The organism is Phreatobacter oligotrophus, assembly GCF_003046185.1.
Taxonomy (GTDB): Bacteria; Pseudomonadota; Alphaproteobacteria; order Rhizobiales; family Phreatobacteraceae; genus Phreatobacter; species Phreatobacter oligotrophus.
In genome coordinates this window covers 503,471-521,574 of record NZ_PZZL01000001.1, presented here as the reverse complement: position 1 = coordinate 521,574, position 18,104 = coordinate 503,471, and the positions used below count along the sequence as shown (strand labels likewise).

Genomic DNA, 18,104 nt, shown 5'->3' with positions numbered 1-18,104 from the left:
AGCCCGAACCTCAGTTCCGCCCTAGCGGCGATTGTATTCGGGCACGCCCGAGCCGCCGAAGATGAACCGCTGGGGATTGCGCTCCAGGGACCGCAATGTCCGCTCCAGTTCCGACAGCGTGCGCCGGCCGTCGGCCGACAGGGATTGAATATCGCGGATCGTCCGATCCGTGAAGCCGGTGATGGAGGTCGACAGCTGCGCGGTGCGGGTATCGAGCCGTTCGGCCAGCGTCCGGATCGAACGGGCCGTCGCGGTGAACTCGGCGAACATGCCGTTGTTCCCGTCGCCGGAGAAGTTCTTCAGCAGCGCGTCGAGCCGGTCGGCCATGCCGTTGAGCTTGCTGGAGACCTCGGTGGCGTTCTTGAGCAGCGCATCGACATTGGCGGAGTTGTCGCCGAGCGCCTGGGTGAAGCGGTCGATATTGGCCATGGCGCGGCCGATGCGTTCCGAATCCAGCGACTGGATGACGCGGTCGGCGCCGGCCAGGGTCCGGTTGAGGGCGCGCACGTCGAAGGTGGTGGCGACCTCGTTCACGCTGCCCAGCGTCTGGGTGAGCGAATTGGCGGCGGTGCGGGCGTCGCGCAGCAGGTCGCCGAGATTCTGGCTCTGCGCGTTCAGGCCACCGGTCAGGTCGTCGATGTTCTTCAGGATCGAGGTGATGCGGCCGGGCTGGGCGCCCTCCATCATCGATTCGACCTGCGAGGTGACCCGGTCGAGGCGCTGGGTCAGCGCTGAGATCTGCTTGGCGGCATCGCCCACCTGGGTGAGGAAGTCGCGGATGCCGTCGGAATTGTCACCCAGCGCGGCGGTGAAGCGCTCGACATTGTTCAGGCTGCGCTGAACCGAGCCCTGCCCCTCCGCCACGAGGCGGTCCAGGCGCTCCACGAGGCCGTTCAGCGTGTTCATGGTCTGCTGCGCGCCCGACATGATGTCGGAGCCGCCGGGCACGTCCGGGCCGATCTTCGGCGGGACGCCCGCCTCGCGCTGCAGCGGCTGGGCCGGCTCGGGACCATTGGCGAGGTTCACCGAGGCGATGCCTGAGAGCAGCGCGACATTGAGGCCGGCGCGGGTGGCGGTGGAGATGGGCGTGCCGGGCTGGAGGGCGACCACGGCGACCACCTTGCGCGGGTCGTTCGGGTCGATGTCGATGCGCCGGACCTCGCCCTTGCGGATGCCGTTGAAATAGACGGGCGAGCCGGTGCGCAGGCCGCCGACGGCGCCGGAGAAGACGATGCGGAAGTCCTCGCGGTCCTGACGGTCGCTGACGCGCAGGAACCACCAGAGGAACAGGGCGAAGATCGCCATGACCCCGAGGGTGAACAGGCCGATCAGCGTGGTGTTGGCCTTGGTCTCCATGTCCGGCGGTCGTCCTTAGGCCTTGACCCCGGCGGCGCGGGCGCGCTCGCCACCGAAATATTTCCGCAACCACGGGTGGGGATGGCGGAGCATGTCCGCCATCGTCCCCGTGGCGATGACCCGGCCCTCGGCGAGGGCTGCGATGCGGTCGCAGATTCGCGCCAGGCTATCGAGATCGTGGGTCACCATATACACCGTCAACCCCAAGGTGTCCCGCAAGGTCCTGATGAGCGTATCAAATTCCTCGGCGCCGATGGGGTCGAGGCCCGATGTCGGCTCGTCGAGGAAGACGATCTCGGGGTCCAGCGCCAGGGCGCGCGCCAGCGCCGCGCGCTTGATCATGCCACCCGACAGTTCGGACGGGTACTTGTCGCCGGCATCCGGCCTCAGGCCCACCATGGCGATCTTGAGCCGGGCGATCTCGTCCATCAGCGGCTCGGAGAGCTTGAGGTACTCGCGCAGCGGCACCTGGATGTTCTGCTTCACGGTGAGCGAGGAAAACAGCGCGCCGTGCTGGAACAGCACGCCCCAGCGGCGCTCGACCGCCTTGTGCTCGGCGCGCGACAGGCCGTCGAGATTCTGGCCGAAGGCCTCGATCGTGCCGCGCCGCTTCGGCACGAGGCCGAGGATGCAGCGGGTGAGGACCGACTTGCCGGTGCCGGAGCCGCCGACGACGCCGAGCACCTCGCCGGGCTGCACGTCGAGGTCGAGCCCGTCGATGATCAGCCGCTCGCCGAAGCCGACGGCGAGGTCGCGGACCGAGATGATGGGCTGGTGCGCGGATGCGTCCATCGTCCTGTCTCAGTAGCCGAGGCTGGCGAAGAACATGGCGAAGAGACCGTCCATGACGATGACGAGGAAAATGGCCTTCACCACCGAGGCGGTGGTTTGCTGCCCGAGGCTCTCCGCCGAGCCCTTGACGCGCATGCCCTCGATACAGGCGACAAGGCCGATGATGAGCGCCATGAACGGGGCTTTTGCGAGGCCGACCCAGATATGGCGCTGCGACACTTCCTCCTGCATGCGTGACAGGAAGATGTCGAAGGGGATGTTGCCGTAGATGTTGGCGACCATGGCGCCGCCGGCAATGGCCGAGAGATCGCCGACGAAGGTGAGGATCGGCAGGCCGACGATCAGGGCGATCATGCGCGGCAGGACCAGCACCTCGACCGGATTGAGGCCCATGACCTTCAGGGCGTCGATCTCCTCGCGCATCTTCATCGAGCCGATCTCGGCGGTGAAGGCCGAGCCGGTGCGGCCCGCCACCATGATGGAGACGATGAGCACGCCGATCTCGCGCAGGGTGAGGATGACGACGAGGTCGACGACATAGGTGTCGGCGCCGAAGTCGCGGAAGAAGAAGATGCCCTGCTGGGCGATGATTCCGCCGATCAGGAAGGTGATCAGCGCCATGATGGGGACGGCGCGGAACACGATGTGGTCCATCTGCGTGACCACGGCCGGCAGGCGGAAGCGGCCCTGCCCGGTGAAGATGCTCCCCGCCGCCAGCACAACCTCACCGAGAAAGGAGGCGAGCGCGGCAAGGTCGCGGCCCGCCTCGACCATCTGCTGGCCGACCTTGTCGATGGCGAGGGCGAGAGCCGGCCGGGGGCGCGGCGGGGCCTCGGGGGCGGTGGCGAGGCCCTCGGCGATGTCGGCATAGAGTGTTGCCGTCGCGCCATCGAGGCCGGAGCGATCCACCGGCACGCCGCGGGCGCCGAAGCCGGTCTCGATGCCGCGCACCAGCGTTCCGCCGAGCGTGTCGAGGCGCGAGACGCGGGAGAGGTCGAGGCTGACGGCGGCGGGCGTGCCCGCCTCGGCGAGGAGCCGCGTCACCTGCGGCTCCATGTCGCCGGCGGTCTCGGCCGTCCAGGCCCCGGCCAGCGTCACCGTGAGGCGGCTGCCGTCGACCCTCGTCGCGAGTTCAGCTTGCGCCACGGGCGTCCTCGTCGGCGGCGCGTCCCAGCCGCCGCGCGGCGACCGAGGCGCGAATTTCGATAAGTCGCATGCGCCCGCTCCGCTTCACAGGCGACGCCACACCTTCCATAAAGGTCCCGCCCGGCGCCGTCGAGGTCGCCGTTTCTTGTCTCATTTGTGCAGGCCGCCCCATGGAACTCGCCAAGCCCTATCTCCTTTTCCTCGGGGATGTTCACGACCAGCTCGCCGCCAAGACCGCGCAGGGCATCGTCGACTGGCGCCGCGACTGGTGCGTCGGTCAGGTCCGCCTCGAGGGCTGCAAGGCTGATACGGGCCTGAAGGACCTTTCGATCGCTCAAGGCGCCAAGGCCGGCGCCAAGACGCTGGTCGTCGGGGTCGTCAATGCCGGCGGTGTGCTGCCCGATCACTGGATCGACAGCATCGTCTCGGCCATCGAGGCCGGCATGGACGTCGCCACGGGCCTGCATGCGAAGCTCTCCTCGATCCCGAAGATCGCCGCCGCCGCCAAGAAGCACGGCCGCCAGCTCCATGACGTGCGCCATCCCACCCAGACCTTCGCCACGGGCAAGGGCGGGCTGCGGTCCGGCAAGCGCCTGCTGATGGTCGGCACCGACTGCTCGGTCGGCAAGAAGTACACCGCCCTCGCCATGGAGAAGGGCATGCGCGACCGCGGCTTCGATGCCGATTTCCGCGCCACCGGCCAGACCGGCATCTTCATCTCCGGCCGCGGCGTCGCCGTGGACGCGGTGGTGGCCGACTTCATCGCCGGTGCGGCGGAGTGGCTCACCCCTGCCGCCGATCCCCTGCACTGGGACGTGGTCGAGGGCCAGGGCTCGCTCTTCCACCCCTCCTTCGCCGGCGTGACGCTCGGCCTGCTGCACGGCGCGCAGCCCGACGCCTTCATCGTCTGCCATGAGCCGACCCGCCGCACGATGCGCGGCGTGCAGACGCCCCTGCCCTCCATCGCCGACGTCATCGAGCAGACCATCGCGCTCGGCCGCCTGACCAACCCGGCGATCACCTGCACGGGTCTGTCGATCAACACCGAGCACCTCTCGGAGGACCAGGCCTTCACCTATCTCGACCGCCTGTCGCGGGAATACGAGCTGCCGGCGACCGACCCGGTGCGCTTCGGCGTCGAGCCGCTGGTGGACGCCATCGCCGAGCTCTATGGCGAGCCCGAGCCGAAGCCGAAGAAGAAGCCGGCGCGCAAGGCGAACTGAGGCATCGCCATGACATCGCGTGAGCTCACCGTCCGCACCGAGCGCTGGCCGATCGCGGGCAGCTTCACCATTTCCCGCGGCTCGCGGACGGAGGCGGTGGTCGTCGTCTGCGAGATCCGTCAGGGCTCGGCCATCGGTCGGGCGGAATGCGTGCCCTATCCGCGCTATGGCGAGTCGGTGGACGGCGTCGCCGCCGACATCGAGGCCATGTCCGATGCGCTGGACAACGGCCTCGACCGGCAGGGGCTGATGGCGGCGATGAAGGCGGGCGCCGCCCGCAACGCCATCGACTGTGCGCTGTGGGACCTCGAGGCGAAGCTGTCGGGCAAGCGCGCCTGGGAACTGGCCGGTCTGCCCGCGCCGAAGCCGCTGACGACGGTCTATACGATCTCGCTGGGCTCGCCCGCCGAGATGGCGGAGCGTGCCGCCGGCTGCGGCCGCCCGCATCTCAAGATCAAGCTCGGCGGCGAGGGCGATGCCGACCGGCTCGCCGCCATCCGCGCGGCGGTGCCGCAGGCGACCCTGGTGATCGACGCCAATGAGGGCTGGACCCCGGCCAATCTCGAATCGAACCTCGCGGTCTGCGAGCGGTTCGGCATCGCGCTGGTGGAACAGCCGCTCCCCGCCTCCGACGACGAGGCGCTGCGGCATGTTCGCCGGCCGATCCCGATCTGCGCCGACGAGAGCGTCCACGACCGGCCGTCGCTGTCGAAGCTCGCCGGCAAGTACGACGCTATCAACGTCAAGCTGGACAAGACCGGCGGCCTCACCGAGGCGCTGCTGCTGGTGGCGGAGGCCGAGAAGCTCGGCCTCAAGATCATGACGGGGTGCATGCTCGGCACCTCGCTGTCCATGGCGCCGGCGACGCTGGTGGCGCAGCGCGCCTTCCTCGTCGATCTCGACGGGCCGCTGCTCCTGAAGGAGGACCGGCCGGAGGGCCTGCGCTACGAGGGCGCCACCGTCTACCCGCCCGCCCCCTCGCTCTGGGGCTGAACGGGCGCTGCGGGGCGCGGGACCGGCATGGCCCGCGCCACCGCCGTGACGATGATGCCGGCTGCACAGAGGCCGGCCATGGCCACATAGGCGCCGACGCCCGTGCGGGCATAGAGATAGCCGGCAATCAGCGTCGACAGCGCCATCGAGCCGCCGATGGCGACCGACACCGTCCCCTGCCCGCTCGCCCGCTGGTGGGGCGGCAGGCGCGCGGCGAGATAGGACATGGTGCCGAGGTGCACGAGCCCGAAGCCGGCGGCGTGCAGGAGCTGCAGCGGCGCGTTGATCCACAGCGGCGGATCGAGCGCCATGACGACCCAGCGCAGGAGTCCGCCTGCCCCGCCGATGAGCAGGAAGGTGGTGGGGCGCCAGTCCCGGGTGAAACGCGTCGCCACCCAGAACATGACGATCTCGGCCAGAACCGCGATGGCCCAGAGCGTGCCGACGGTGAAGCCGGAATAGCCGATGGCCTTCCAGTGGATGGAAGCGAAGCCGTAATAGACGGCGTGGCTGCCCTGGAGCAGCGCCGCGGCGATCATGATCAGCACGAAGCGCTGGTTGAAGAAGCCGGGCCCTGACGGCGCCACGGACCTGTCCGGCCGGTCGTGGACGAGCATGACCGAGACGATGGCGAGCGGCACGAGGCTCGCCCAGATCATCCAGGCGATCCAGTCGGGCGCGATGAGGGTGAGGATGATGCCGCCCGCGATGTTCGCGCCCATGAAGGCGACCGAGCCCCAGACGCGGATGCGGCCATAGTCGAGGGTTCGCCGCGCGACCCCGGCCAGCCCATAGGCGTCAGTCAGCGGCACCAGCGGGCTCCAGACGAGCCCGGTCAGGATCACGCCGATCAGGATCATCGTGAAGCCGTCTGCGAGCGCCACGCCGATGAAGGCCACCGCCGTGGCGAAGCAGCAGATGACGATGGCGTAGGAGAGCGTGCCCGCCTTGTCGGCGAGATAGGTGACCACGGGCGTCGCCAGGAGGCGCACCAGCTGCCCGCCGGCGAGGATCATGCCGACCTGCGCATCGGCCAGGCCCTTGGTCTTCAGCCAGACAGGGAAGAAGGGCTGGTGCAGGCCGAAGCCGATGAACATGGCGGCATAGAAGAGCGACAGCCGCGTCGCAAAGCGCCTGGAATCGTCCGATTTGGTAATGGGAACACGGACCATTAAGATTTTCGGAGAGAATCGGCTGTTGCCACTGTTCTAGACCGTCCCCACCCGTCCTGCGAGAGCGCGCTTCCGGATGACTGACGTGATCCAACCGCCTGCCACGCGCCCGCAGGGCTCGCTGGTCGAGGCCGACTACGAGGCGATCGAGCAAGCCGTCATGGAGACGGCGCGCGGCCGCTGGTTCCTCGCCGAATATGCGAGGCGCAACCGCCACGCCGACACGACTGCCGTGCTCGACGCCATCGGCCGGCTGGAAGGCGCCATGGGATCGGCGAGGCCCTCGGGGGATCTCGACCGCGTGCGTCTCGACATCCGCGAGATGGCCCATGCCATTGCCCGCACCAAGGCCGAGATCGCCGCCATCAAGCCGGAGGGGGCGACCGCACAGTCCGGCCATTTCGAGGACGCCTCGGTCGAGCTCGACGCCATCGTGCAGGCGACCGAGAGAGCGACCGGCGACATCCTGTCGGCTGCGGAGACGATCCAGGAGATCGCCTGGACGCTGCGCGAGATGGGCGCCGAGAACGAGGTCTGCGACCTCATCGACACCAAGACCACCGACATCTACACGGCCTGCTCGTTCCAGGACATCACGGGTCAGCGCACCCGCAAGGTCATCAACGTGCTGCGGTTCCTCGAGGAGCGCATCGACACGATGATGGCGATCTGGGGCGAACCGCTGGTCGCCCCGGCGCCGGCCCCGCCGCTGATGAACGAGGCGGCGAAGGCGGTCAGCGAGGAAGCCGCGCTGCTCAACGGGCCGGCCAAGCCCGGCGAGGGCCTCGTCCAGTCCGATGTCGACATGATGCTGGACGACGGGCTCTTCGCCGATGGTCAGGAAGCTCAGTCGGCCCCCGCAGCCATCACTCCGGCGCCCGAGCCTGCGCCGGCAGCGGCTGCGCCCGGCCCTGCTACCCCGGTGATGGCGGAACCCGCCCCGGCGGCACGCGCCCCGCTCGTCGAGGACGTACCGGCCACCGCGCGCGCCACCGCCGCGGCCGCGCTCTCCACCGATGACCGTCCGCTGGCCGAAACGCCGCGGGCGCCGCGCACCGACGCCCCGCTCGCACCGGGTCTCGGCGCGGTCGAGGAGATCGAGAAGCTCAGCTTCGTGGAGAAGGTCGCCCTGACGAGCTGATCGCCGTCAGGGCCGTCGCAGCGTCACGCCACCAGCGTGGCGAAGAGGGCCGGATCGACATTGCCGCCCGACACCATGGCGCCGACGACCTGGCCCTTCACGTCGAGGCGGCCAGCGAGCAGCGCTGCGAGCGGCACGGCACCCGAAGGCTCCACCACCAGCTTCAGTTCGCGGAAGGCGAAGGACACCGCGCGCTTCACCTCGTCCTCGGAGACGACGATGCCGCCGGCGACCAGCGGCTTGTTGACGGCGAAGGTGAGCTCGCCCGGCATGGCGGCCAGCAGGCCGTCGCAGATCGAGCCGGCGCGCCGGGTGTTGGCGACGCGCTCGCCGCCCGCGAAGGAGCGGGCGTGGTCCTCGAAGCCCTCCGGCTCGACCGAATAGATCTTGGCGCCCGGAGCCTTCTCGGCGACCGCGAGAGCGACGCCGGCGAGCAGGCCACCGCCGGAGCAGCAGACCAGCACCGAATCGGGCGTCAGGCCCTGGGCGACCAGGTCCTCCATCATCTCGCGACCGGCCGTGCCCTGGCCCGCCATGATGTGGAAATCGTCATAGGGCGGTACGACCACGGCGCCGCGGGCGGCAGCGATATCGCGGGCCATGGCCTCGCGATCGTCCTTCTCGCGGTCGAAGAGCACCACCTCGGCGCCGGCGGCGGCGGTGCGCTCACGCTTCAGGGCAGGCGCGTCCTTGGGCATCAGGATGGTGGCGCGGATGCCAAGGAGCTGGGCGGCGGTGGCGACGCCCTGGGCGTGGTTGCCGGAGGACATGGCGACGACGCCGATGGCCTTGCGGTCCTCCGGGATGCGCGCCAGCCGATTATAGGCGCCGCGGAACTTGAAGGAGCCGGTGCGCTGCAGCGGCTCGGCCTTCAGGAAGACGCGCGCGCCAGTGATGGCGTCGAGCTCGTGGGAGGTGACGAGCGGCGTGCGGCGGGCGACGCCGGCGATGACACGGGCGGCCTCGGCGACGTCGGCGGCGGTGGGCAGGACGGCCATGACTGTTTCCTTCGCGATGGTCGGAACCTTATGGGCGAGGCGGCCAGCCTGAACAAGTCAGCCTTTGTCCAGCCATCGATCAGCGGCGCTGATGGCGGACGCTGCGACGCCGCCGCCCTCGCCTTCCCGGCCCCGAGCAGATAGAGACGGCGCCGGAGGCACCGCTTGACCGACCCGACCGCCCTTCCCCGCCCGACCACGGCCCCGGCCGGTCGACCGTTCCAGGTGCTGATCCTGATGAGCCGCACCGGCGGTGGTCATCTGGCGAGCGCCCGGGCGCTGGAGGCGGAGCTTGTGCGGCAGCGGCCGGACTGCAAGGTCACCATCGTCGACATGCTGACCGACCATCTGGCCTTCCCCTTCTCGCGGATGCCAGCGACCTACGACACCGTGGTGAACCGCACCCCGCGGGTCTGGCACGCCATGTGGCGGATGACGGCGCTCTCGCCCGTGGCACGGCCGACCGCCGCCGTGGTCCGGCGCCTGTCGAGGGCGCGGCTGGAGGCCCTCGTCCGCACCACCCAGCCGGATCTCGTCATCTCCGTCCACCCGCTGGTCAATGACCTGATGGTGCCGGTGCTCCGCCGCATCGCGCCGCACAGCCGCTACGTCACCGTCGTCACCGATCTCGGCGGCATCCATCCGTCCTGGCTGCACCGTCAGAACGACGCCGTCTATCTGCCGACGCCCAAGGCGATCGACATCGCCCTGCGCCGCGGCCTGTCACGCGAGCGCCTCCATGCGCTCGGCCTGCCGGTGCGCGCCGATTTCGCCCGCGCGCCCGCCGACAGGGCCGAGACCCGGCGCGCCTTCGGCCTCGATCCCGATCTCCCGGCGATCCTGGTGATGGGCGGAGGCGGTGGCATCGGGCCGATCGCCGCCATCGCCGAGGCCATCTCGGCGGCGCTCGTGCCTGCCGGCAACGCGTCACCTGCCGCGCAGGTGGCGGTGGTCTGCGCCGGCAATGCCAAGCTCAAGGCCGAACTGGACGCGTCGTGGTGGCCGATTCCGGTGACGGCGCTCGGCTATGTCGACCGCATGAGCGACCTCATGGGGGCCTGTGATCTGCTCGTCACCAAGGCGGGACCCGGCACCATCGCGGAGGCCAGCATCCGCGGCCTGCCGATGATCCTCTACGGCTACATTCCCGGCCAGGAAGCGGCCAATGTCGACCATGTCGTCGATGCCGGGGCGGGCCTGTTCGAACCGGATGTCCATCGTCTCGGGGCGGAGGCGGCCCGGCTGATGACCACGGAGCGCGAGCGCCTTGCCGCCATGGCGGAGGCCTCGCGCCGGCTCGGCCGTCCCGAGGCGACGCGCGAGATCGTCGCCTCGATCCTTGGGGCAGCCTGAGGCTCAGACCTTCGGGCCGACCCCCTCGATCTCCGGCCGCCGCTTGGCGATCTCCGAGCCGACGTGATCCATGAAGACGCGGACACGCGCCGTCGAGCGCAGGTCGGGATGAGTGAGGATCCAGAGCGCCCCTGGCGAATCGCCGATCGGATCTGACAGGGGCACGAGGTCGGGGATGGTGCGGGCGATGAAGCAGGGCAGCAGCCCGAGCCCTGCCCCCTCCGCCACGGCTTCTGCCAGGCCGAGCACCGTGTTGATGCGCCAGCCGATCTTGTCCTCGCCGACATGCTGGGTCAGCCAGCGGCTGGGCTTGAGCCCCGACAGGTTATCACCCAGGCCGATCCAGGGATGGGAGCGGTAGTCCACGGGATCGAGCGTGGTGAGCCCGAGGCTGCGGGCGCCGTAGATGGCCCATGGAATCGCGGCGAGCCGCCGGCCGACCAGGGTCTCCGGCGGGTCGGAGGTGGCGCGGATGGCGACGTCGGCATCGCGCTTCGACAGGTTCAGCGACTGGTTGCCGACCACCACGTCGAGCGAGATCTCCGGATAGAGCTTGCGGAACGAGGCGAAGATCGGGGTCAGCAGGTGGACCACGAGCGTGTCGTTGGTCGTCACGCGAACCTCGCCCTGGGGGCGCAGGTCCTGGCCGGTGAGGCGGCGCTCGAAGTCGATGATCTCTTCGGACATGCGCTCGGCGAGCTTCACCATCTCCTCGCCCGCGGCGGTCAGCGAATAGCCGGTGCGGCTCCGCTCGAAGAGGCGGGCGCCGAGGCGTTCCTCCATCGCCCCGAGGCGGCGGAAGACGGTGGACTGGTTCACCGCGAGCAGATCGGCGGCGCCGGCGAGGGAGCGCGCGCTCGAGACGGCGAGGACAGTCCGGTAGTCGTCCCAGGAGACGAGCGGCTGCGGCATGGTCAAGGCTCCAATCGCTTGCGTCCATGCAAGCAAATCATTGCGGTCTCGTCAATTTACTTGCGGGCCATCGCCACCCATTCTTCGGGCCAAGGGACGCTCCTCCAACGCCCCGCCAGCCGCTTTCTCCTCTCCCCAGCCCCCTGGTGCCCCCATGTCCGATACCCAGACCGCCCCCTATGGCCTCCTCGCCCTACGCGTCGCGCTCGGCCTGATGTGGATCGCCCACGGCCTCCTGAAGGTCGTCGTCTTCACCGTTCCCGGCTTTGCCGGCTTCCTCGGCTCGCTCGGCCTGCCGACGGCGCTCGCCCTGCCGATCATCGTCGCCGAGATCGGCGGCGGCGTCCTCATCCTCGCCGGCATCTATGGCCGCCACGTCTCCGTCCTGCTGCTGCCAATCATGCTCGGCGCGCTGATGGTCCACCTGCCGAACGGCTGGGTCTTCTCCGCGCCGAAGGGCGGCTGGGAGTACCCCGCCTTCCTGATCGTCGCCTCCATCGCCCATGCGCTGGCCGGTGACGGCGCCCTCGCCCTGCGCTCCGGCCCGCTCGCCTTCTGGCGCCGCGAGGCCCAGGGCCAGGTCCGCATGGCCTGATCCGTCAACGGCGCGCCGGCCCGTCCGGCGCGCCTGTCCTGTCACCTCCCCCACCTCCCTGAGGACAATCCCATGGCCAAAGTGCTGTTCATCGAGGCGAGCCCCCGCAAGGGCCGCTCCTACTCCACCCAGGCGGCCGAGCATTTCCTCGCTGCCTACAAGGCTGCCCATCCCGGCGACACGGTCGAGACGCTCGACCTCTGGGCGGCCGACCTGCCGGCCTTCGACGGCGCGACGCTGGATGCCAAGTACGCCGTCATGGGCGGCAAGGACTTCACCGCCGAGCAGGCCCAAGCCTGGGCGAAGATCGTCGCCGCTGCCGACCACTTCAAGGCGGCCGACAAGATCGTCATCGCCACCCCGATGTGGAACTTCGGCGTGCCTTACGTCCTGAAGCACTACATCGACGTCATCGCCCAGCCCGGCCAGACCTTCGGCTGGTCGCCGGACCAGGGCTATTTCGGCCTGGTGAAGGGCAAGCCCGCCCTCGTCATCACCGCTTCCATGGGCGCCTATGGCCCGGGCACCGGCGCCGAGGCCATCGACTTCCAGAAGCCCTATGTGGAGTGGATGCTGAAGTTCTTCGGCTTCGAGACCATCCACTCGCTGCAGGTCATCAACACCGGCATGCCGGATACGGCCGAGGCTTCGCTCTCCGAGGTCAAGGCCAAGGCCGAGGCCCTCGCCAAGACGTTCTGACGGAAAAGACCGTTCGGCGGAACCAGCCCCCGTTCCTCCCGTCATGCCTGGCCCTTGCGCCGGGCATGATGCGTTTCAGGGGACGACGGGGCCGGTGCTGCCGCGCACGACCAAGGTCGGCGGCAGGATGATGCGGGCCGGCGGCAGGGCCGGGTTCACCGTCCGCACCAGGACGCGCTCGCCAGCGCGGCGCCCCTGCTCGCTCGGATGGGTGGATACGGTGGTCAGCCCCGGCGCCCACATGGCCGCCTCGCGCACATCGTCGGCGCCAACGACGGAGAAGTCGCGGCCGGCCTCGCGGCCGCGCTGGCGCAGGCCCATCATGACGCCGAAGGCGATGAGGTCGTTCATGCAGACGGCGGCGGTGGGCGGCGCCGCGAGATCGAGCAGCGCCTGGATGCCGGCAAATCCGGTGTCACGCGTGCCGAGGCCCGTCACCATCAATGCGGGATCGAAGGCGAGGCCCTTCTCGGCGAGAAAGGCGCGATAGGCGAGGCGCCGGTTGCGGCCCGTCGACATGGTGTCGTTGCCGCCGACCACGGCGATCCGCCGGTGGCCGAGCCCAAAGAGATGGTCGAGGGCGAGACGGGTCGCGGCCACGTCGTCGGAGGCGACCACGTCGAGGCCGATGCCCTCGATCTCGCGGGTAATCTGGATGACGGGAATGCCGGCCCTGGCGATGCGCAGCAGCGCGTCGCCGCCCGCACCATTGGCGGGGCAGAGGATCATGCCGTCCGGCCGGTACTCCTTCAGGGTCTCGAGCACGCGGTCCTGCTTGGCGGGATCGTCGGAATAGGTGCCGAGCAGCACGGTGTGGCCCGACCCGGCGAGGGTCTCCTCGATCGCCGCGAGGATCTCGCCAAAGTAAGGGTTCACGACGTCGTTGACGCCCACCGCGATCATGTTGGTGCGGGCGGTGCGCAGGCTGGCGGCGGAGCGGTTGTAGACATAGCCGAGCTCGCGGGCGACGGCCTGGACCTTCTCCCGCGTCGCCTCGGCCACCAGCGGGCTCGCGCGCAGCGCCAGGGATACGGTCGCAGTCGAGACGCCGAGGGTCTCGGCGATCTGCTGCAACGTCACGCGGCCGGGCGGCAGCGGATGCACGGGATGCTGATGCGAGGCGTCGTCCATGGGCCGCCCTCCCCACAGCGATCTAAAACTTCATTTCAAGTTTTGAACAGCGAATTCAATCGTTTTGGCTCTCGTCCCTTCGGCGGGGCCGGTCTAGGCTCGCCGCAAAACACAAGGTCACGGGAGGATCACATGACCAGGCAGCGCATCGGGTTCATCGGCGTCGGGCTGATGGGCCACGGCATGGCGAAGAACATCGTCGAGAAGGGCTATCCGCTCACCGTCATGGCCAACCGCAACCGCGAACCGGTCGAGGACCTGGTGAAGCGCGGGGCGAAGGAGGCGAGGAACGCCCGCGAGGTGGCCGAGGCCTGCGACGTTGTCGTCATCTGCGTCACCGGTGCGCCGCAGGTCGAGGCCGTCGTCAACGGACCCGACGGCATCCGGGCGGGTGCGAAGCCGGGCCTCACCATCATCGATTGCTCCACCTCCGAGCCCACCCTCACCCGCCGCCTCGCCGAGGAGCTCGCGCCGCTCGGCGTCACCTTCCTCGACGCACCGCTGTCGCGCACGCCGAAAGAGGCCTGGGAGGGCAAGCTTGACGTCATGACCGGTGGATCGGAGGCGGACCTTGCCCGCGTCCACGACGTCATCGCGTGTTTTGCCGGCCGCATCGTCCATGTCGGCCCGACGGGCGCCGGCCACACCATGAAGATCGTCAACAACTTCGTGTCGATGGGCTATGCGGCGCTCTATGCCGAGGCCCTGTCGGTGGCGAAGGCCAATGGCGTAGCCCCGAAGGCGATGAACGCCGTGCTCTCGGGCGGCCGGATGGATTGCGGCTTCTACCAGACCTTCTTCAAATACGTGATCGAGCGGGACGAGAACGCCCACCGCTTCACCCTCGCCAATGCCCACAAGGACATGCGCTATTGCGCCAACATGGCCCAGGCGGCGGGAATCGCGAACCCGATGGGCAATGCGGTGAAGAACTACTTCGCCATGGCGGAGGCGCAGGGCAACGGCGGCAAGTATGTGCCGATGCTCTCCGACGAGGTGGCGCGCTGGAACGGCGTGAACCTTCTGGAGTGACGGCGGACCGGTAGCCCAAGGCCGATCGCACCTGTCATCGCCGCTCCTGCCTTGCGCGGGGGCGGCAATGCCTTATGTTCCGCGCAGATTTCATCCAGGGATTTTCCGCGTGGTCACCTATGTGGAGGCCGGTTCGGCGCAGATGCGCAAGAACGGCCAGATCAAGCTCTATGGCGAAGAGGCCTTCGCGGGCATGCGCAAGGCGGGCCGGCTGGTCGCCGAATGTCTCGACATGCTCGTCGACGAGGTGCGCGAGGGCGTGCCCACCAGCCGCATCGACGAGCTCGTCTTCGAGTTCGGCATGGACCACGGCGCCTATCCGGCGACGCTGATGTATCGCGGCTACGAATATTCCTGCTGCACCTCGCTGAACCACGTCGTCTGCCACGGCATGCCCAACGACAAGCCGTTCCGCGACGGGGACATCGTGAATATCGACGTCACCTTCGTGCTCGACGGCTGGCATGGCGATTCCTCGCGCATGTATGGCATCGGCGACATTCCGCGCCGCGCCGAGCGCCTCATCGAGGTGACCTACGAGTCGCTGCTGCGCGGCATCGCGGCCGTGAAGCCCGGCAACACGGTGGGTGACATCGGCCACGCCATCCAGAGCTATGTCGAGCCGCAGCACATGAGCGTGGTGCGCGACTTCTGCGGCCACGGCGTCGGCAAGCTGTTCCACGACGAGCCGAACATCGTCCATCTCGGCAAGCCCGGCGAGGGCAGCGAGCTGAAGCCCGGCATGATCTTCACCATCGAGCCGATGGTGAATCTCGGCCGTCCCCACGTGAAGGTGCTCTCCGACGGCTGGACCGCGGTGACCCGCGACCGCTCGCTCTCGGCGCAGTTCGAGCACACGGTGGGCGTGACGAAGGACGGCGTCGAGATCTTCACCCTGTCGCCGAAGGGCCTCGACAAGCCGCCGCTGAACCGCGCCGCCTGATCACAGGCGACGGTCGGCGGGCGGGTCGGTCTCGCTCTCGCGGATCATGCCGCGCAACCGCCGCCAGATGCGCTCGGCAAGGCTCAGCGCCCGGTCGACCTCCTGGTCGCTCGGCAAAGTGAGGGACTGGCCGGGATCGGCCGGACGCGCGGCCGTCGCCCCGCCCCGCCTCAGCGCCTCGTTCTCCGCCTTCAGCCGTTCGATCTCCTGCTCCAGCGCGGCCCGGTCGTCGGGCACGAGCCGACAGGCGAGCGAACCGCCCGTGCGGGTGCACAGCGAGATCGCGCCGGTGCGGCTGTCCATCCGCAACAGGCCGTCCGGCGTGTCGCGCAGGACGAAGCGGCCATCATTCACGGCGGACGGCTGGGCGGCGGGCACCTGCGCGACGGCCGGGGCGGCAGCGAGGACAAGGGCAGAGAGCACGAGACGGGTTCGCATGGCGGACCTCCTTGAGCCTCGCCATTGTCCCCAGCTTCATGTCGTCACGATGGCTCGTGGATGAACGCCGGCCGAACGGTCAGTGGCGGTGGCCATCATGATCGTGGGCATGGTCGTGCCCGCCCTCGTGGCTGTGGTCGTGGCCGTGGCCCATCAGGGCGCCGCGATCGACGCCGCTGCGCCATTCGCCCCAGGCCTGGGCAAGGATCAGCGTCGCCGAGTGCAGGAAGAGGCCGGCCATGACGAAGGCGACGGCGAGGTCCGGCCAGGGGCTGGCGAGCCACCAGACGAGGCCCGCGGCGATCATGACGATGACATTGCCGACGGCGTCGTTGCGCGAGCAGAGCCAGACCGAGCGGACATTGGCGTCGCCATCCTTGTAGCGGGCGAGCAGCAGCACGCTGGCGAGATTGGCGGCAAGGGCCAGGAAGCCGACAATGCCCATGAACTCGGCGCGCGGCAGCCCGAGCACCAGCACCTGCCAGAGGGTCGAGCCGAAGACCCACAGGCCCATGACGAGCAGGCTCACACCCTTGGCGAGGGCCGCCGCCGACCGGACCCGCAGCGGCTTGCCGATGACGGCGAGCGACAGGCCATAGGTGAGCGTGTCGCCGAGGAAATCGAGCGCATCGGCCTTCAGGGCCTGCGACCCCGCGAGGTGGCCGGCCAAGGTCTCGACCGCAAACATGAGGCCATTGAGCGCGATGACGATCCACAGAACGGTGCGGTAGCGCGGATCGGTGCCGTCGAAGCCGGCGGGGGATGTGGCGGATGCGGACATGGGCTGTTCCTGCTTGGATCCTGTCGCCTGGAGGCCTAAATCCTCTAGTCACTGGAGGATCAAGCGGAGAGCAGCCATGCGCGACCTGACCATCGGCGCCTTGTCGAAACGGACCGGCGTCAAGGTGCCGACCATCCGCTACTACGAGCAGATCGGCCTGATGCCGCCGGTGCCGCGAACGGATTCGGGCCGGCGCAGCTATGGCGGCGACGACCTCAAGCGGCTCGGCTTCATTCGCCATGCCCGCAATCTCGGCTTCGAGATCGAGGAGATCCGCCAGCTCATCGCGCTAGCCGGCGATCCCGCCCAGCCCTGCGCCGATGCCGACGCCATTGCCCGGCGGCACCTTGGGGGAATCGACGACCGCATCGCCCGGCTGACGGCCCTGCGCGGCGAGATTGCCCGGATGGTCGACCACGGACCGCACGGCGCCATCGGTGAGTGCCGGGTCATCGAGGTGCTCGCCGATCACGGCCAATGCGTCAATCCGGCGCATTGAGCTCAGGACGCCTGGCCACGCCGCAGCCACCAGCCAGCCAGGGCCGCCCTGCTCTGCCGCCACCACAGGGTGAAGGGCAGCGTCACGAGCTTCGCCGCATCGGTGTCGGGCACGCCGTCGCGGATCGTGCCCATGGGCGCGTCGCAGGCGTCGTGGCGGTGATAGGTGCCGAACATCAGGTCCCAGAGCGGGATCATGTTGGCGAGGTTCTTGCCATAAGCCTCCGGCACGTCGGCATGGTGCCAGCGATGGAAGCGCGGCGAGGCGACGAGCCAGTTCAGCGGACCATGGTCGATGTCGAGCTCGAGATGGACATAGGCGGTGTGGAGCGAGGCCACCACGTAGGCCGCGACGATGGCGCCAGGCGGGATGCCGATCCAGGTGAGCAGGACGATGTAAAACACCTTCATCGTCAGCACCTCGAGGAGGTGGACGCGGAAGGCGGTGAAGCCGTTCACGTGGGTGTCGGAGTGATGGACGGCATGGACCGGCCAGCCGATCGGCGTGTGGAGGGCGCGGTGACACCAGTAGTCGGAGAAGTCCTTGCCCAGCACCCCGACCACGGCCATGACGATCCAGGGCACGCCGTCCCAGGCGCTGGCGGGGATGGCGGGAATGCCAAGGCTCGCATAGGCCGAGGCAACGAGGCCGGCGCCAACATAGACGACCGGCGCCATCAGGATATTCACCCCGAGGGTCGCCAGCGAGGCGGCGGAATTGCGCAGGGCGAGCGGCGTCAGCACGCGGGCGCGCCAGCCCAGGGCGAGGGCGATCACCGTGAAGGCCACGACGAAGCCGAGCACCGCCAGCATGGAGGGGCTGAGGAGATGGGCGCTGTAAATCGCCAGGAGGGTCGCGCCGGAATCGGCGAGCATGGCGGGCTCCGCGGCGCCGCCTGAG

General features: G+C 69.2%; 19 protein-coding genes. 9 read left to right on the top strand and 10 right to left on the bottom strand.

Annotated elements, in window-relative coordinates; all coding sequences use genetic code 11:
• Nucleotides 1-21: 21 nt before the first annotated feature.
• Genes C8P69_RS02555 through C8P69_RS02545 form a run of 3 tightly spaced genes read right to left on the bottom strand, consistent with a single transcriptional unit; the run spans nucleotide 22 to nucleotide 3,294 of the window.
• Entirely contained in the window at nucleotides 22-1,356 is a 1,335-nt protein-coding gene (locus C8P69_RS02555) for an MlaD family protein (protein WP_108174284.1), read from the bottom strand.
• A 15-nt stretch (nucleotides 1,357-1,371) separates the two neighbouring features.
• Nucleotides 1,372-2,148 (bottom strand): ABC transporter ATP-binding protein, encoded by a 777-nt coding sequence (locus C8P69_RS02550; RefSeq protein WP_108174283.1) that lies wholly within the window; start codon nucleotides 2,146-2,148, stop codon nucleotides 1,372-1,374.
• Between the two features lie 9 nt (nucleotides 2,149-2,157).
• The gene (locus C8P69_RS02545) at nucleotides 2,158-3,294 is read right to left on the bottom strand and encodes an ABC transporter permease (protein WP_245901835.1); all 1,137 of its coding nucleotides are present in this window, start codon (nucleotides 3,292-3,294) and stop codon (nucleotides 2,158-2,160) included.
• A 170-nt stretch (nucleotides 3,295-3,464) separates the two neighbouring features.
• Between C8P69_RS02545 and dgcN the strand changes: the two genes are divergently transcribed.
• The gene (dgcN, locus tag C8P69_RS02540; protein ID WP_108174282.1) at nucleotides 3,465-4,517 is read left to right on the top strand and encodes an N-acetyltransferase DgcN; all 1,053 of its coding nucleotides are present in this window, start codon (nucleotides 3,465-3,467) and stop codon (nucleotides 4,515-4,517) included.
• A 9-nt stretch (nucleotides 4,518-4,526) separates the two neighbouring features.
• Complete coding sequence (gene dgcA / locus C8P69_RS02535; protein ID WP_108174281.1) at nucleotides 4,527-5,510, top strand: N-acetyl-D-Glu racemase DgcA; 984 nt, start codon at nucleotides 4,527-4,529, stop codon at nucleotides 5,508-5,510.
• Here the strand turns inward: dgcA and C8P69_RS02530 are convergent.
• Nucleotides 5,480-6,682, bottom strand: coding sequence for an MFS transporter (locus C8P69_RS02530; protein WP_108174280.1), 1,203 nt, complete (start codon nucleotides 6,680-6,682; stop codon nucleotides 5,480-5,482). The two genes, dgcA and C8P69_RS02530, sit on opposite strands and share 31 nt — an antisense overlap.
• 85 nt (nucleotides 6,683-6,767) lie before the next feature.
• On the opposite strand from C8P69_RS02530, the gene C8P69_RS02525 reads away from it, so the two are divergent.
• Nucleotides 6,768-7,823: a protein phosphatase CheZ gene (locus C8P69_RS02525; RefSeq protein ID WP_245901834.1), complete on the top strand. Its 1,056-nt coding sequence runs from the start codon at nucleotides 6,768-6,770 to the stop codon at nucleotides 7,821-7,823.
• A 23-nt stretch (nucleotides 7,824-7,846) separates the two neighbouring features.
• Here C8P69_RS02525 and C8P69_RS02520 read toward each other — a convergent pair whose 3' ends face one another.
• Complete coding sequence (locus C8P69_RS02520) at nucleotides 7,847-8,821, bottom strand: threonine ammonia-lyase (protein ID WP_108174278.1); 975 nt, start codon at nucleotides 8,819-8,821, stop codon at nucleotides 7,847-7,849.
• Between the two features lie 165 nt (nucleotides 8,822-8,986).
• Here C8P69_RS02520 and C8P69_RS02515 point away from each other — a divergent pair, with 165 nt between their 5' ends.
• Entirely contained in the window at nucleotides 8,987-10,174 is a 1,188-nt protein-coding gene (locus C8P69_RS02515) for an MGDG synthase family glycosyltransferase (protein ID WP_108174277.1), read from the top strand.
• A 3-nt stretch (nucleotides 10,175-10,177) separates the two neighbouring features.
• On the opposite strand, the gene C8P69_RS02510 is transcribed toward C8P69_RS02515, so the two are convergent.
• On the bottom strand, nucleotides 10,178-11,086 hold the full coding sequence (locus C8P69_RS02510; protein WP_108174276.1) for a LysR family transcriptional regulator: 909 nt from the start codon (nucleotides 11,084-11,086) through the stop codon (nucleotides 10,178-10,180).
• Nucleotides 11,087-11,240: 154 nt separating this feature from the next.
• Between C8P69_RS02510 and C8P69_RS02505 the strand changes: the two genes are divergently transcribed.
• A complete protein-coding gene (locus C8P69_RS02505; protein ID WP_108174275.1) occupies nucleotides 11,241-11,681 on the top strand; it encodes a DoxX family protein in 441 nt (146 codons plus the stop codon).
• Between the two features lie 72 nt (nucleotides 11,682-11,753).
• On the top strand, nucleotides 11,754-12,380 hold the full coding sequence (locus C8P69_RS02500) for an FMN-dependent NADH-azoreductase (RefSeq protein ID WP_108174274.1): 627 nt from the start codon (nucleotides 11,754-11,756) through the stop codon (nucleotides 12,378-12,380).
• A 75-nt stretch (nucleotides 12,381-12,455) separates the two neighbouring features.
• Here the strand turns inward: C8P69_RS02500 and C8P69_RS02495 are convergent, their stop codons facing one another.
• Entirely contained in the window at nucleotides 12,456-13,511 is a 1,056-nt protein-coding gene (locus C8P69_RS02495) for a LacI family DNA-binding transcriptional regulator (RefSeq protein WP_108174273.1), read from the bottom strand.
• Nucleotides 13,512-13,643: 132 nt separating this feature from the next.
• Between C8P69_RS02495 and C8P69_RS02490 the strand changes: the two genes are divergently transcribed.
• The gene (locus C8P69_RS02490; RefSeq protein WP_108174272.1) at nucleotides 13,644-14,543 is read left to right on the top strand and encodes an NAD(P)-dependent oxidoreductase; all 900 of its coding nucleotides are present in this window, start codon (nucleotides 13,644-13,646) and stop codon (nucleotides 14,541-14,543) included.
• Between the two features lie 142 nt (nucleotides 14,544-14,685).
• Nucleotides 14,686-15,486, top strand: coding sequence for a type I methionyl aminopeptidase (map, locus tag C8P69_RS02485; RefSeq protein WP_245901856.1), 801 nt, complete (start codon nucleotides 14,686-14,688; stop codon nucleotides 15,484-15,486).
• Here map and C8P69_RS02480 read toward each other — a convergent pair whose 3' ends face one another.
• Nucleotides 15,487-15,924 (bottom strand): hypothetical protein, encoded by a 438-nt coding sequence (locus C8P69_RS02480; protein WP_108174270.1) that lies wholly within the window; start codon nucleotides 15,922-15,924, stop codon nucleotides 15,487-15,489. It lies immediately after the preceding gene.
• A 79-nt stretch (nucleotides 15,925-16,003) separates the two neighbouring features.
• Entirely contained in the window at nucleotides 16,004-16,705 is a 702-nt protein-coding gene (locus tag C8P69_RS02475; protein ID WP_108174269.1) for a cation efflux transmembrane domain-containing protein, read from the bottom strand.
• Nucleotides 16,706-16,781: 76 nt separating this feature from the next.
• Between C8P69_RS02475 and C8P69_RS02470 the strand changes: the two genes are divergently transcribed.
• Nucleotides 16,782-17,204: a MerR family transcriptional regulator gene (locus C8P69_RS02470; protein ID WP_108174268.1), complete on the top strand. Its 423-nt coding sequence runs from the start codon at nucleotides 16,782-16,784 to the stop codon at nucleotides 17,202-17,204.
• 2 nt (nucleotides 17,205-17,206) lie between these two features.
• Here C8P69_RS02470 and C8P69_RS02465 read toward each other — a convergent pair whose 3' ends face one another.
• Nucleotides 17,207-18,079 (bottom strand): sterol desaturase family protein, encoded by an 873-nt coding sequence (locus C8P69_RS02465; protein ID WP_108174267.1) that lies wholly within the window; start codon nucleotides 18,077-18,079, stop codon nucleotides 17,207-17,209.
• Between the last annotated feature and the right edge of the window lie 25 nt (nucleotides 18,080-18,104).